Origin of the sequence: Stenotrophomonas sp. Sm10 (assembly GCF_030985515.1) — a bacterium.
In the GTDB taxonomy this organism is placed as follows: domain Bacteria; phylum Pseudomonadota; class Gammaproteobacteria; order Xanthomonadales; family Xanthomonadaceae; genus Stenotrophomonas; species Stenotrophomonas hibiscicola.
Map to the genome: position 1 here is coordinate 1 of NZ_JAPTFO010000026.1, position 11995 is coordinate 11995.

The 11995-nt window shown below is 66.7% G+C and carries 12 protein-coding genes; 7 read left to right on the top strand and 5 right to left on the bottom strand.

Going from position 1 to position 11995, the window contains the following annotated elements:
- Window positions 1-113 (bottom strand): transposase (locus tag O0J15_RS09465; protein ID WP_146268437.1); only part of this gene is annotated, 113 nt, incomplete at its 3' end.
- Between the two features lie 325 nt (window positions 114-438).
- Between O0J15_RS09465 and O0J15_RS09470 the strand changes: the two genes are divergently transcribed.
- Both O0J15_RS09470 and O0J15_RS09475 read left to right on the top strand, forming a co-directional pair.
- Window positions 439-2142, top strand: a complete 1704-nt coding sequence (locus tag O0J15_RS09470) for a proline--tRNA ligase (protein ID WP_134731784.1) — start codon at window positions 439-441, stop codon at window positions 2140-2142.
- Window positions 2143-2364: 222 nt separating this feature from the next.
- Window positions 2365-2748, top strand: a complete 384-nt coding sequence (locus tag O0J15_RS09475) for an H-NS family nucleoid-associated regulatory protein (RefSeq protein WP_010480700.1) — start codon at window positions 2365-2367, stop codon at window positions 2746-2748.
- 109 nt (window positions 2749-2857) lie between these two features.
- Here O0J15_RS09475 and O0J15_RS09480 read toward each other — a convergent pair whose 3' ends face one another.
- Entirely contained in the window at window positions 2858-4117 is a 1260-nt protein-coding gene (locus O0J15_RS09480) for a threonine/serine exporter ThrE family protein (protein WP_019660983.1), read from the bottom strand.
- Window positions 4118-4209: 92 nt separating this feature from the next.
- Between O0J15_RS09480 and O0J15_RS09485 the strand changes: the two genes are divergently transcribed.
- From O0J15_RS09485 to O0J15_RS09500, 4 genes are read left to right on the top strand one after another with little or no spacing between them, the layout of a single operon-like run.
- The gene (locus tag O0J15_RS09485) at window positions 4210-5331 is read left to right on the top strand and encodes an ABC transporter permease (RefSeq protein WP_019660982.1); all 1122 of its coding nucleotides are present in this window, start codon (window positions 4210-4212) and stop codon (window positions 5329-5331) included.
- Window position 5332: 1 nt separating this feature from the next.
- On the top strand, window positions 5333-6160 hold the full coding sequence (locus O0J15_RS09490) for an ABC transporter ATP-binding protein (protein ID WP_021202702.1): 828 nt from the start codon (window positions 5333-5335) through the stop codon (window positions 6158-6160).
- A gap of 3 nt (window positions 6161-6163) precedes the next feature.
- Entirely contained in the window at window positions 6164-7090 is a 927-nt protein-coding gene (locus O0J15_RS09495) for an MlaD family protein (protein WP_019660980.1), read from the top strand.
- On the top strand, window positions 7087-7728 hold the full coding sequence (locus tag O0J15_RS09500; RefSeq protein WP_021202701.1) for an ABC-type transport auxiliary lipoprotein family protein: 642 nt from the start codon (window positions 7087-7089) through the stop codon (window positions 7726-7728). The genes O0J15_RS09495 and O0J15_RS09500 overlap by 4 nt, the downstream gene beginning before the upstream one ends.
- A 4-nt stretch (window positions 7729-7732) precedes the next feature.
- On the opposite strand, the gene O0J15_RS09505 is transcribed toward O0J15_RS09500, so the two are convergent.
- Window positions 7733-8320, bottom strand: a complete 588-nt coding sequence (locus tag O0J15_RS09505; protein ID WP_308305560.1) for an alpha-ketoglutarate-dependent dioxygenase AlkB — start codon at window positions 8318-8320, stop codon at window positions 7733-7735.
- Window positions 8321-8438: 118 nt separating this feature from the next.
- Here O0J15_RS09505 and O0J15_RS09510 point away from each other — a divergent pair, with 118 nt between their 5' ends.
- Window positions 8439-10487 (top strand): glycoside hydrolase family 99-like domain-containing protein, encoded by a 2049-nt coding sequence (locus tag O0J15_RS09510; protein ID WP_134731779.1) that lies wholly within the window; start codon window positions 8439-8441, stop codon window positions 10485-10487.
- 40 nt (window positions 10488-10527) lie between these two features.
- Here O0J15_RS09510 and O0J15_RS09515 read toward each other — a convergent pair whose 3' ends face one another.
- Window positions 10528-11160 carry a CoA transferase subunit B gene (locus O0J15_RS09515; RefSeq protein WP_111103787.1) on the bottom strand — a complete coding sequence of 211 codons (633 nt, stop codon included), beginning with the start codon at window positions 11158-11160 and terminating at the stop codon, window positions 10528-10530.
- A gap of 1 nt (window position 11161) precedes the next feature.
- Window positions 11162-11893: a CoA transferase subunit A gene (locus O0J15_RS09520; protein WP_021202697.1), complete on the bottom strand. Its 732-nt coding sequence runs from the start codon at window positions 11891-11893 to the stop codon at window positions 11162-11164.
- Between the last annotated feature and the right edge of the window lie 102 nt (window positions 11894-11995).

Genomic DNA, 11995 nt, shown 5'->3' on the forward strand with positions numbered 1-11995 from the left:
CTGACCGTGGAGGCCTCCAGGCTGTGGCGACGAGCAACGGCTTTGACTGATGTGGAGGTCTTGCAGGCCTCTTTGGCAACCTGCAGTTTGAAACGAGCGTCATATCTGTTCATGTATCCCTCGGGGTTGGATCTGGCGTCCAACTCCCGGGGGTCACTTCGGGGTGAGGGCGCTTTGCTCGCGAAGCACTGCTTCGCAAGCGCCCGAACGCACAGCCGCCAGCGGCAGGGCCGGACCGCGGAGCGGGGTTTACGGCGTCTCCCGCAACCTGACCCACCCCGCCATCCCACGGGAAGCCCGCTGTTGCTTCGGCTGTTGCTTCTGAGGTTGCCGGCCAGCGGCCGGCACTACTGCGGGTGCAAGGCGCAGCCCTGCCGATACCCCTCCCCCCGGCCGGGCTGGCAGAATAGGCGTCTCTGCCGTTATCCGAAGCCGACGATGCGCCTCTCCCAGTTCCACCTGCACACCACCAAGGAAACCCCCAGCGACGCCGAGCTCACCAGCCACCGGCTGATGCTGCGCGCGGGCATGATCCGCAAGCTGGCATCGGGCCTGTACACCTGGTCGCCGCTGGGCCTGCGCGTGCTGCGCAAGGTCGAGCGCATCGTGCGCGAGGAAATGGACCGCGCCGGTGCCGTGGAATTCCAGATCCCGACCATCCAGCCGAAGGAACTGTGGGAGCAGACCGGGCGCTGGCAGAAGTTCGGCCCGCAGCTGCTGAAGATCAAGGACCGCAAGGACCAGGTGTTCTGCTACAGCCCGACCGCCGAGGAAGCCGCCTGCGACTTCGCGCGCAGCGAGCTGTCCAGCTACAAGCAACTGCCGGTGAACTTCTACCAGGTACAGACCAAGTTCCGCGACGAGATCCGCCCGCGTTTCGGCGTGATGCGTTCGCGCGAGTTCCTGATGAAGGACGCCTATTCGTTCCACCTGCACGACGAGTGCCTGGTGCGCGAATACGAGAACATGAAGTCGGCCTACAGCCGCATCTTCACCCGCCTCGGCCTGGACTTCCGCATGGTGCAGGCCGACTCCGGCGCAATCGGCGGCGATGCGTCGCAGGAATTCCACGTGATCGCCGATTCCGGTGAAGACGCGCTGGTGTTCTCCACCGGCTCGGACTACGCGGCCAACATGGAAGCGGCGATTGCCGCCGATCCGGCGCCGCGTGCGGCCGCCAGCGAAGCCATGCGCAAGGTCGACACCCCCACCCAGAAGACCTGCGAGGAGGTCGCGGCCCTGCTCGGCATCGACCTGCAGCGCACGGTGAAGTCGGTGGCGCTGATCGCGGGTGAAGGAAAGGCACAGCAGTTCGTGCTGGTACTGGTGCGCGGTGACCATGAAGTCAACGAGATCAAGCTGGCCAAGGTTGCCGGCCTGGACGAACAGCGCTTCGCCAGCGAGGCGGAGATCGCCGAGCATCTGGGCAGCGTGCCGGGCTTCCTTGGCCCGGTCGCCCCGGGCAAGCCCATTCGCGTGGTCGCCGATCGCGAAGTGGCGGCGATGTCGGACTTCGTCGTCGGCGCCAACGAAACCGGCTTCCACCTGGCCGGCGTCAACTGGGGCCGCGACCTGCCGGAACCGGAAGTGGCGGACATCCGCAACGTGCGTGCCGGTGACCGCGCACTGGACGGTGGCGAACTGAAGATTGCCCGTGGCATCGAAGTCGGCCACGTGTTCCAGCTCGGTCGCAAGTACGCCGAAGCGCTGGATGCCACCGTGCTGGATGAAAACGGCAAGGCGGCGGTGATGGCGATGGGCTGCTATGGCATCGGTATCTCGCGCGTGGTAGCTGCCGCGATCGAACAGAACCATGACGATGCCGGCATCATCTGGCCGGACGCGATGGCGCCGTGGCAGGTGGTGGTGTGCGTGATCAACCCGAAGGGCGATGCTGCCGTGGCCGACGCTGCGGCCAACCTGTTGCAGGAACTGCGCGATGCCGGCCTGGACGCGGCGCTTGACGATCGCGGCCTGCGCCCGGGCGCGATGTTCGCCGACATGGAACTGATCGGCATCCCGCACCGCGTGGTGGTCAGCGAACGCGGCCTGGCCGCCGGTACCTACGAATACCGCTCGCGCCGCGCCAGCGAAGCGGAAAGCCTGGACAAGGCCTCCCTGCTGCAGCGTCTGCAGGGCTGATCAGGAAAAAGACCGGGCCCTGCCCCGGTCTTTTTTTTCTGCCGCGGTCTTCCCCGATATTGCAGCGGACATAATCCGGTCAAAATCACCGCGACGGCGCCTGCATGCCGCCACGCCATGACCCGCCTGCATTTGTGCTGTGATTAATTCATCTCTATTCTGTCCGCCGACGCCATGGACTGGCTTGTCCCGTCCACACATTAGTTTCCGGAGTAACCGTAAATGAGCATTGACCTGACCGGCCTGTCAGCACGCGAGCTGGGCGCCCTGATCCGTACCGCCAAGAAGCAGCAGACCATCGTCGCCAAGCGCCGGCCGATCACCAAGGTCCGGGCCCAGCTGACCAAGCTGGCCAAGACCGAGGGTTACACCATCGAAGAACTGTTCGGCAGCGCCCCGGCCACGCGTGCCCGCAAGGCCGCTCCGGCCGCCAAGGCCCCGTCGAAGACCGCCGGCCGCAAGCTGGGCAAGGTTGCCCCGAAGTACCGCAACCCGGCCAACCCCAAGGAAACCTGGACCGGCCGTGGCAAGCAGCCGCGCTGGATGGCTGAGCTGACTGCCAAGGGCAACAAGAAGCCGGAAGATTTCCTGATCAAGAAGGCCTGAGGCCGGATCGGGATGCAATGAAAAACGCCGGCGAAAGCCGGCGTTTTTTGTTTGTAGAGCCGAGCCCACGCTCGGCTATCCATATCCGAAGCCGAGCATGGGCTCGGCTCTACAGAGTCTTGCGGGCGGGCATCAGCAGATTGCCGAACAGCAGGCCGGCCACCAGTGCCATCACCACGTTGAGCACGGTAAGGAACACGCTCTGGCCGGCGCCCACGTCCTGCTGCTGGACCAGGGTCAGCACGCCGCGCAGGCTGGTGCTGCCGGGCACCATCATGATGATGCCGGGCAGGCGGATGATCGCGCCCGGACGCCCGACCAGACGACCGAACAGATTGCCACCGGCCGTCAGCAGCATCGCCGACAGGAAGATGCCGGCCGGCGCGCCCCAGGCGTGGCCGCCAAACTTGGAGATCGCATAACCGGCCACCGAGGCGGCAATCACCCACGGATAGTCGCGACGATTGGCCTTGAACAGCATCGCGAACGCGAATGCCGCGGTCAGCAGCGAGCCCCACTCCACCCACGGCCCCTGCGGCCGAGCCGCGCGGATCACCGGGTCGAGGCCGAGCACGTCGGCCAGGGTCACCGCGATCATCGCGCCGACGCTGAGCTTCATGATGGTGGTCAGCGCGCCGGCAAAGCGCGCGGTGCCCGATACCCAGTGCTGGCTGGCCAGTTCGTTGACCGCATTGGTCAGCGACATGCCGGGCAGCAGCACCACCAGCGAGGCGATGATCACCGTGTTGAGGTTGAGCGCACCAATAAAGGACGCAACCAGCGTGGCGACCAGGCCAGCCAACAGCGCGGCCAGTGCCTCGGCGGCTTCGCGGGTGGCCGGGCGACGGTCGGTGACCATGCCGAGCAGGCCGATCATCAGGCCGATGACACCGGCGGTCGCAATGTCCAGCCACGGCAGCTTCCACATGCCGGCCACGCCGGCCGCGCCAAGGGTGAACGAGAGGATCGTGCGCAGCTTGCCGCGCCGGCCCGGATCCTTGTCCAGCTGGCGCAGCGCGGTGTGGCCCTGCGCGATGCTCATCCGGCCGTTGGCCACTTCTTCGGCAATATGGTCGGCGACGCTGAGCTTGTGCAGGTCGTTCTCGCCGGGCGCCAGGCGGATCACCCGGGTGATATCACTGGAGCCGATCGCCTGCGCCGGATCGCTGAAGCTGAGGATGATGCCGGTGGGGTTCGACCACGGTTCACAATCCAGGTCGAGCTGGCGAGCCAGTGCCACCACCGCCGTTTCCAGGCGCTGGGCCGTGGTGCCATAGCTGTGCAGGCGTCCGGCGATCTCGGAAACGAAGGCCACCCGCTGCGCGTAGGTGGCCTGGGGCGTGGGGATCGTGTGAGCATCTGCGGACATGCGCCGTAGTATTACCTAGGCGGGGCCTGACCGGAGAAATTCATCCGAGTTCGACGCGATGGCCAATACAGAACGGTTATGCTGCGACCGGAATGGCCCAAGTGACCCCGAACCACGCCCCCCAGCTCGAACAGGACGCCCATGATCCGGGCGTGATCCGCCTGTCCGGCACCTGGACCTTGAAGACCGCGCTGGCCGCGGCCGAGGTCCTGCGTGGCGTTCCTGACACGCTGACCGGCATCGATGCCACCGCCATCGAGAAGATGGATTCGGCCGGCGTGCTGCAGGTGCTGCGCGTGGCCCATCGCGCCGACCTCGGCGAAGACGCACTGAAGTTCCGCGCGGATCACCAGGCGCTGGTGTGCACCATCGAGGAAGTCGCCGACGACCGGCCCAAGCCCAAGCGCGACTTCGGCGTGCTGGCGGCACTGGAGCGGCTGGGTGTCAGCGTCCATGCCACCGGCCACAACATCAAGGCGCTGTGCAGTTTCCTCGGCGAGAACCTGGTCAAGGCGGCCCGCCTGGTCAAGGAACCGCGCCGCTTCCGCCTTACCGCCACTGTGCACCAGATGGAGCAGGTCGGGCTGGATGCGGTGCCGCTGGTGGCACTGCTGTCCTACCTGGTCGGTGCGGTGATCGCCTTCCTCGGCTCGACCATCCTGCGCGACTTCGGCGCCGAGATCTACGTGGTCGAACTGGTCAACATCGCCTTCCTGCGCGAGTTCGCGGTGCTGCTGACCGCGATCGTGTTGGCCGGCCGTACCGCCAGCGCCTTCACCGCACAGATCGGCGCGATGAAGGCGCGCGAGGAAATCGATGCGATGCGCACGCTGGGCCTGGACCCGGTCGACCTGCTGGTGCTGCCTCGCTTGCTGGCGTTGCTGGTCACCCTGCCCCTGCTGACCTTCATCGCGATGATCGCCGGCCTGGCCGGCGGCGTCACCGTCGGTGCGTTCGACCTCGACATCCCGCCGCAGATGTACATCGCGCGCATGCACGAGACCATGGAGGTGCGGCACATGCTGGTCGGCCTGTCGAAGGCGCCGGTATTCGCGCTGGTGATCGGCCTGATCGGCTGCCTGGAAGGCCTGAAGGTCGAAGGCACGGCACAGTCGGTAGGCGAACGCACTACTTCCAGCGTGGTGCAGACGATCTCGCTGGTGATCATCATCGACGCTTTCGCGGCGTTGTGGTTCATGCACATGGGCTGGTGACATGAGCACGCATCCGACGCCCGAAGACATTCCCATGCAGGACGACGACGGCCACGAGCTGGCCATCCGCGTGCGCGGCCTGGTCAACCGTTTCGGCAGCCAGACCGTGCACGAAGACCTGGACCTGGACGTGCGTCGCGGCGAGATCCTGGGCGTGGTCGGTGGCTCCGGCACCGGCAAGTCGGTGCTGATGCGCTCCATCCTGGGCCTGCGCACGCCCGACGAAGGCCAGATCGAAGTGCTGGGCCGCGACGCGCGTGCCGACGACGCCGAGAGCCGCCTGCACATCGAACGCAACACCGGCGTGCTGTTCCAGGACGGCGCACTGTTTTCGTCACTGACCGTGGGCGAGAACGTGCAGGTACCGCTGAAGGAACACCACCGCGAACTGCCCGAGCGCTGGCATTACGAGCTGGCACTGCTGAAGGTGAAGCTGGCCGGCCTGCCCGCCGACGCGATCAACAAGCTGCCCTCGCAGCTGTCCGGCGGCATGCGCAAGCGCGCCGGCCTGGCCCGGGCGCTGGCGCTGGACCCGCCGCTGCTGTTCCTGGACGAACCCACCGCCGGCCTCGACCCGATCGGCGCGGCCGCGTTCGACCGACTGATCAAGACCCTGCAGGAAGCGCTGGGGCTGACCGTGTTCCTGATCACCCACGACCTGGACACCCTGTACGCCATCTGCGACCGCGTGGCCGTGCTGGCCGACCGCAGGGTCGTTGCCAACGCCCCCCTCCCGGAAATCGAGAAACTGGATCATCCGTGGATCCAGGAATACTTCCACGGACCCCGCGCGCGCGCCGCGCGTGGCGAACAGATCGAGAGTGCCTGAGCCATGGAAACCAAAGCCAACTACGTGCTGATCGGCGCGTTCACCCTGATCACCGGCCTGGCCCTGCTGGCGTTCGGCCTGTGGGCGGCCAAGTACTCTTCCGACCGCACCTGGCAGGAATACCGCGTGGTGTTCCGCGAGGCGGTGACCGGCCTGTCGGTGGGCAGCCCGGTGCAGTACAACGGCATCGCGGTCGGGTCGATCGTCGAACTGAACCTGGTGCCGGACGACCCGCGCCAGGTGGTCGCACGCATCCGCCTGAACTCGACCACGCCGGTCAAGACCGATACCCGCGCCAAGCTGGCGATCACCAGCCTCACCGGCCCGTCGATCATCCAGCTCAGCGGCGGTACGCCGCAGTCGCCGGCGCTGACCACGGTCAACAAGGACCCGGCACCGATCATACCGACCACGCCGTCGGCGCTGCAGAACATCACCGATGTTGCCAACCGCATCGTCGAGCGCATGGACCAGATCCTCAGCGACCGCAATGTAGCCTCGATCAATGCCACGCTGGCCAACCTGGAGACCATCAGCGGTGGCCTGGCCGACCGCGACCAGGGTACCCAGGCGCTGCTGCTCAGCGCGCGCGATGCCGCCCGCAGCCTGGACACCACGCTGAAGACCACCAACGGCACCATCGAGCGCCTGGACAGGAACCTGGTGCAGCAGCTGCCGGGCATCATCGACAAGCTCGATGCCACCCTGGCCAAGCTCGACTCGGCCGCCGGCAACGCCGATTCGATCCTTGGCGAGAACCGCGCCGCGATCAACAGCTTCGCCAATGATGGCCTCGGCCAGCTCGGCCCGACGCTGACCGAGCTGCGCGGCCTGATCCGCGACCTGCGCCGGGTCAGCGACCGCCTCGAGAACAACCCCGCGCGCTACCTGCTGGGCCGCGACGCACCGAAGGAGTTCGAACCCAAATGAGCCCGCCCCCCCTTCCGCGCCTGCTGCTGGCCGCTTCGATGGTCGCCCTGCTGGGCGGCTGCTCCATCCTTGGCAGCAGCGAGAAAACCGCAGTGACGCTGTACTCGCCCTCGGTGCAGGTGAAGGCCGACCCGGCGTGGCCACAGGCCAGCTGGCAGCTGGTACTGGCCAAGCCGAGCGCCGCACGCCTGGTCGACAGCCCGCGCATCAATGTGCGGCCGACGCCTTCGCAGATGGAAATCTACAAGGGCGCCAGCTGGGCACAGCCGGCCACCGACATGATCGAGGACACCCTGCTGCGCGGCTTCGAGGATTCCGGGCGCATCCGCGGCGTGGCGCGCAGCACCGCCGGCATCCGTGCCGACTACAAGCTGTCCACCGACGTGCGCCGCTTCGAATCGGATTACCAGGGCCAGGCCACGCCGACCGTGGTGATCGAGGTCAACGCCAAACTGATCCACGTCGCCGACCAGCGCGTGGTGGCCGACCGTACGTTCCGCCAGGCGCAGCCGGTCGGCAGCACCGACGTACCGGCGGTGACCGCGGCGTTCGAACGTGGCCTGCAGCAGCTGGCGCAGGATGTGGTGGGGTGGACACTGGTGAGCGGGCAGGCCGACCAGCCTAACGTCGCGCGCTGATCGATCAGCGCGGCGCAATCCAGCGGAACGTCAGGTTGATCCGCTCACCCTGCACCCGCGCCATCTTCGGAAGCGCGTGCTGGTAGAACCTCTGCGTCTGCCCCGCCATTACCAGCAGATCGCCATGGCCGAGCAGGTACTCGGCCTTGCGCGCCGGATCATCGCGCCGGCGCAGCAGGAATCGACGCGATGCGCCCAGACTCAGCGACGCAATCACCGGGGCCGGACCCAACTCCGGCTCGTCATCGCTGTGCCATCCCATGTAGTCGCCGCCGCCGCGATAGCGGTTCAGCAGTACGCTGTTGAAGTGGCCGAAGCCTTCTGCCTGCAAGCGCTCACGCACGGCCTGCAACGCCGGTGGCCATGGGTGCGGCACGAATTCAGCCCCGGAATAGCGGTAGCGCGCCTGCGGATCGCCAATCCAGCAGCTCAGCCTTGGCGAATCCACCCAGTTGCCGAACATGCGGATGCGATGGACCTCCCACGGAACTTCGGCCTGCAGTGTGGACACGAGCCGGTCGGCATCGGCCGCAGCCAGCCAGCCCGGCAGGAGCTGGACGTCGGCGTCGGGCAGGTCGTGGGGGAACAGCATGGCCACACGCTAGCACGCCGGCGTTTGCCGTCGTGGCCAGCAGCGTCGAAAATGGCCCCATGACTGTTTCCCAGATGCCGATACCATCCGATTGCCTGACTTGTCGGGGCCCCATCCGATGAGCCTGCGCCAATTGCTGTTCCCGTTGCTGCGCGCCGTGTTCCGGGCCTTGCCGCTGCCGCAGGCGCAGCGCGACCGGTTGCGCACACGGCTGTTGGCACGGCACGGCGACTGGGTACCCTCGCCGCCAAAGGGACAGCAGGACGCGGGTGCTACACGGGCCAGTGCGCAACTCCGCTGGCGCGCCGACGAGGCCGCGATCGGCTACCGCCCGCACCAGAAGGCTGCGCTGCCGGATCCGATGCCCGCCACACTGGTCGCGTTCTACCTGCCACAGTTCCACACCTTCCCCGAGAATGACACATGGTGGGGCAAGGGGTTCACCGAATGGCGCAACGTCACCCGCGCGCTGCCACAGTTCGAAGGCCACATCCAACCGCGGCTTCCGGCCGATCTGGGTTTCTATGACCTGCGCAACCCGCAGGTGATGCGTGACCAGGCGCGGCTTGCCGCCGAGCATGGCATCGGCGCGTTCTGCTTCTATTACTACTGGTTCAGCGGCCGCACGCTGATGGAAGACCCGCTGCGCCAATGGCTGGCCGACGACAGCATCGAACTGCCGTTCTGCCTGTGCTGGGCCAATGAAAACTGGGCACGCCGCTGGGATGGCCGCGACGACGACATCCTGATCGGCCAGCAGCACAGCGCCGCCGACGACCTGGCCTTCATCACCCACGTGGCGCCGTACCTGCGCGATCGCCGTGCGCTGAAGGTCGATGGCCGGCCCATGCTGCTGGTCTACCGCCCGAACCTGCTGCCCGATGCACGCGCCACCGCCGAGCGCTGGCGCCGCTGGTGCCGCGACAACGGTGTAGGCGAGATCCACCTGGCCTATGTGCAGGGCTTCGAACGCCCCGACCCGCGCGACATCGGCTTCGATGCCGCTGTCGAATTCCCGCCGAACATGAGCAACCCACGCTCGTTGTCGGCGCAACAGTGGCTGCTCAATCCAGATTTCAATGGCGATGTCCGCGACTGGCGCGAACTGGCCACCGACATCGCGGCGCGGCCGCTGCCGGACTATCCGCTGTACCCCGGCGTGAACCCCGGCTGGGACAACGAGGCTCGTCGTTCCGGTCGTGGCCGCGTCTACCTGCACGCCTCTCCGCGTGGCTACCGCGATTGGCTGCGCACCACGATCCATGAACGCCTCTCCGCAGCACCGCCGGCGCAGCGACTGGTGTTCATAAACGCATGGAACGAATGGGCCGAAGGTGCGGTGCTGGAACCGGATGCGCGGCTGGGGCATGCCTGGCTGCAGGCCACGCGCGATGCTCTGGTGCCAGCACCGCCCTCCTGCCTGGTACCGGCAGTGCATCTGCACGCCTGGTATCTGGAAACGCTGCCGGAAGTGTTGACCGCACTGCGCGAGGCCGCACTGGAGTGGGCAATCGTGGTGACCACCCCGGTGCAGCAGATGGATCAGGTCCGGCAGGCCTTGGCGGCGCATGGGCTTGAGGGTGAGGTCGTGGCCGTCGACAACCACGGTCGCGACATACTTCCGTTCCTGGAAGTTGCCGAGCGGTTGCTGCAGACGGGCCACGACGTCGTGCTGAAACTGCACACGAAGCGCTCGACCCATCGCACAGATGGCGATCAGTGGCGGCAGGAACTACTGCAACGGCTGGTCCGGGGAGGACGTGCCGCACGCATCCATGCCGCATTCCAGGCCGACCCCGCCCTGGGCATGGTGGTCGCCGAAGGGCATCTGCTTCCCGTTGCCGAATTCGTCGGTGGCAATGCCCCCCTACTGGCACGGCTGCAGGCGCGCCTTGGACTGGAAAAGCCCGTGGACACCAGTCTATTCGGCGCCGGCAGTATGGGCTGGTGGCGGCTGCAGGCCCTGCGCCCATTGTTGGACGCGCACCTGTATCGCAGCGCATTCGACATCGAGCAGGGCCAGATCGATGGAACGCTGGCCCACGCCATTGAACGTGTACTGGGTGCCTGCTGCGAACACGCTGGACTGCGCGTCGCGACGGCCGCAGCCTGCCTCGGCGAGGCCGATGCCAGCAGCGACGAGTACGCCTACGCCCGACGCGGCTGACGTTGAAGGGGGCACAACGCGCCCCCCTTGCCCGTATCGATCAGCCGCGCTGGAATGCGACGCCGGTCTTTTCCTTCAGCTCGTCATCACTGACACCCGGCGCGGCCTCCACCAGCAGCAGGCCCTTGTCAGTCACGTCGAACACCGCCAGGTCGGTGATGATCCGGTCGACCACGCCAACACCCGTCAGCGGGAGCGTGCATTCGGCCAGGATCTTGTGCTCACCGTTCTTGGCGGTGTGCTCCATCAACACCACCACGCGCTGCACGCCGGCCACCAGGTCCATCGCGCCGCCCATGCCCTTGACCATCTTGCCGGGCACCATCCAGTTGGCCAGGTCGCCCTTGTCGGTGACCTGCATGGCGCCGAGGATGGCCAGATTGACGTGACCGCCACGGATCATCGCAAAGCTGTCGTGGCTGCCGAAGTAGCTGGCACCGGCACGCGCGGTGACGGTCTGCTTGCCGGCATTGATCAGGTCGGCATCGACCTCGGCTTCGGTCGGGAACGGCCCGATGCCCAGCAGGCCGTTCTCCGACTGCAGCCACACGTCCACGCCTTCGGGGATGTGGTTGGCGACCAGGGTCGGCAGGCCGATGCCCAGGTTCACGTAGGCACCATCGGTCAGTTCGCGGGCGGCACGCGCCGCCATCTCATCGCGGGTCCACGCCATGTCAGTTGCCCTCCGCGCGGATGGTGCGCTGTTCGATACGCTTCTCAGGATGCGGGTTGTGCACGATGCGGTGCACGTAGATGCCCGGCAGGTGCACCTGGTCCGGATCGATGGCACCCACCGGCACCACCTCTTCCACTTCCACGATGCAGACCTTGCCGGCCATCGCACAGGCGGGGTTGAAGTTGCGCGCGGTCTTGCGGAACACCAGGTTGCCGGCCTCGTCGGCCTTCCAGGCCTTGACCAGTGCCACATCGGCGCGCAGCGCGGTTTCCATCACGTAGTGCTTGCCGTCGAACTCGCGGGTTTCCTTGCCTTCGGCCACCACAGTGCCATAGCCGGTGGCGGTGAAGAACGCCGGAATGCCTGCGCCGCCGGCACGCAGGCGTTCGGCCAGGGTGCCCTGCGGGTTGAATTCCAGCTCGAGCTCGCCGGCCAGGAACTGCCGCTCGAACTCCTTGTTCTCGCCCACATAGGACGAAATCATCTTCTTTATCTGCCGGGTTTCCAGCAGCTGGCCCAGACCGAAACCATCAACGCCGGCATTGTTGGAGATCACGGTCAGGCCCTTGACGCCACTGTCGCGCAGCGCGGCGATCAATGCCTCGGGAATGCCACACAGGCCGAAGCCGCCCACGGCCAGCGTCTGGCCATCGGCGACCACCCCTTGCAGGGCCTCCGCCGCACTGGCGAAGCGCTTGCTGCGCTTGCCGGTGGAAGTCGATTGCTGCATTGCTGTACTACCCTGCACGTTGAGGATGACCGCATTCTAGCTGGAGGGCGGCGAAGGGCCTGGATGCGCCGCAGCATTGCACGGGCATCGCACAGGGTTCCG

What these genes read in the sequence shown, in the direction of transcription:
- O0J15_RS09470 (WP_134731784.1), top strand. Translation starts at nt 439, where the DNA reads ATGCGCCTCTCCCAGTTCCACCTGCACACCACCAAGGAAACCCCCAGC.
- O0J15_RS09475 (WP_010480700.1), top strand. Translation starts at nt 2,365, where the DNA reads ATGAGCATTGACCTGACCGGCCTGTCAGCACGCGAGCTGGGCGCCCTG.
- O0J15_RS09480 (WP_019660983.1), bottom strand. Translation starts at nt 4,117, where the DNA reads ATGTCCGCAGATGCTCACACGATCCCCACGCCCCAGGCCACCTACGCG.
- O0J15_RS09485 (WP_019660982.1), top strand. Translation starts at nt 4,210, where the DNA reads ATGGCCCAAGTGACCCCGAACCACGCCCCCCAGCTCGAACAGGACGCC.
- O0J15_RS09490 (WP_021202702.1), top strand. Translation starts at nt 5,333, where the DNA reads ATGAGCACGCATCCGACGCCCGAAGACATTCCCATGCAGGACGACGAC.
- O0J15_RS09495 (WP_019660980.1), top strand. Translation starts at nt 6,164, where the DNA reads ATGGAAACCAAAGCCAACTACGTGCTGATCGGCGCGTTCACCCTGATC.
- O0J15_RS09500 (WP_021202701.1), top strand. Translation starts at nt 7,087, where the DNA reads ATGAGCCCGCCCCCCCTTCCGCGCCTGCTGCTGGCCGCTTCGATGGTC.
- O0J15_RS09505 (WP_308305560.1), bottom strand. Translation starts at nt 8,320, where the DNA reads ATGCTGTTCCCCCACGACCTGCCCGACGCCGACGTCCAGCTCCTGCCG.
- O0J15_RS09510 (WP_134731779.1), top strand. Translation starts at nt 8,439, where the DNA reads ATGAGCCTGCGCCAATTGCTGTTCCCGTTGCTGCGCGCCGTGTTCCGG.
- O0J15_RS09515 (WP_111103787.1), bottom strand. Translation starts at nt 11,160, where the DNA reads ATGGCGTGGACCCGCGATGAGATGGCGGCGCGTGCCGCCCGCGAACTG.
- O0J15_RS09520 (WP_021202697.1), bottom strand. Translation starts at nt 11,893, where the DNA reads ATGCAGCAATCGACTTCCACCGGCAAGCGCAGCAAGCGCTTCGCCAGT.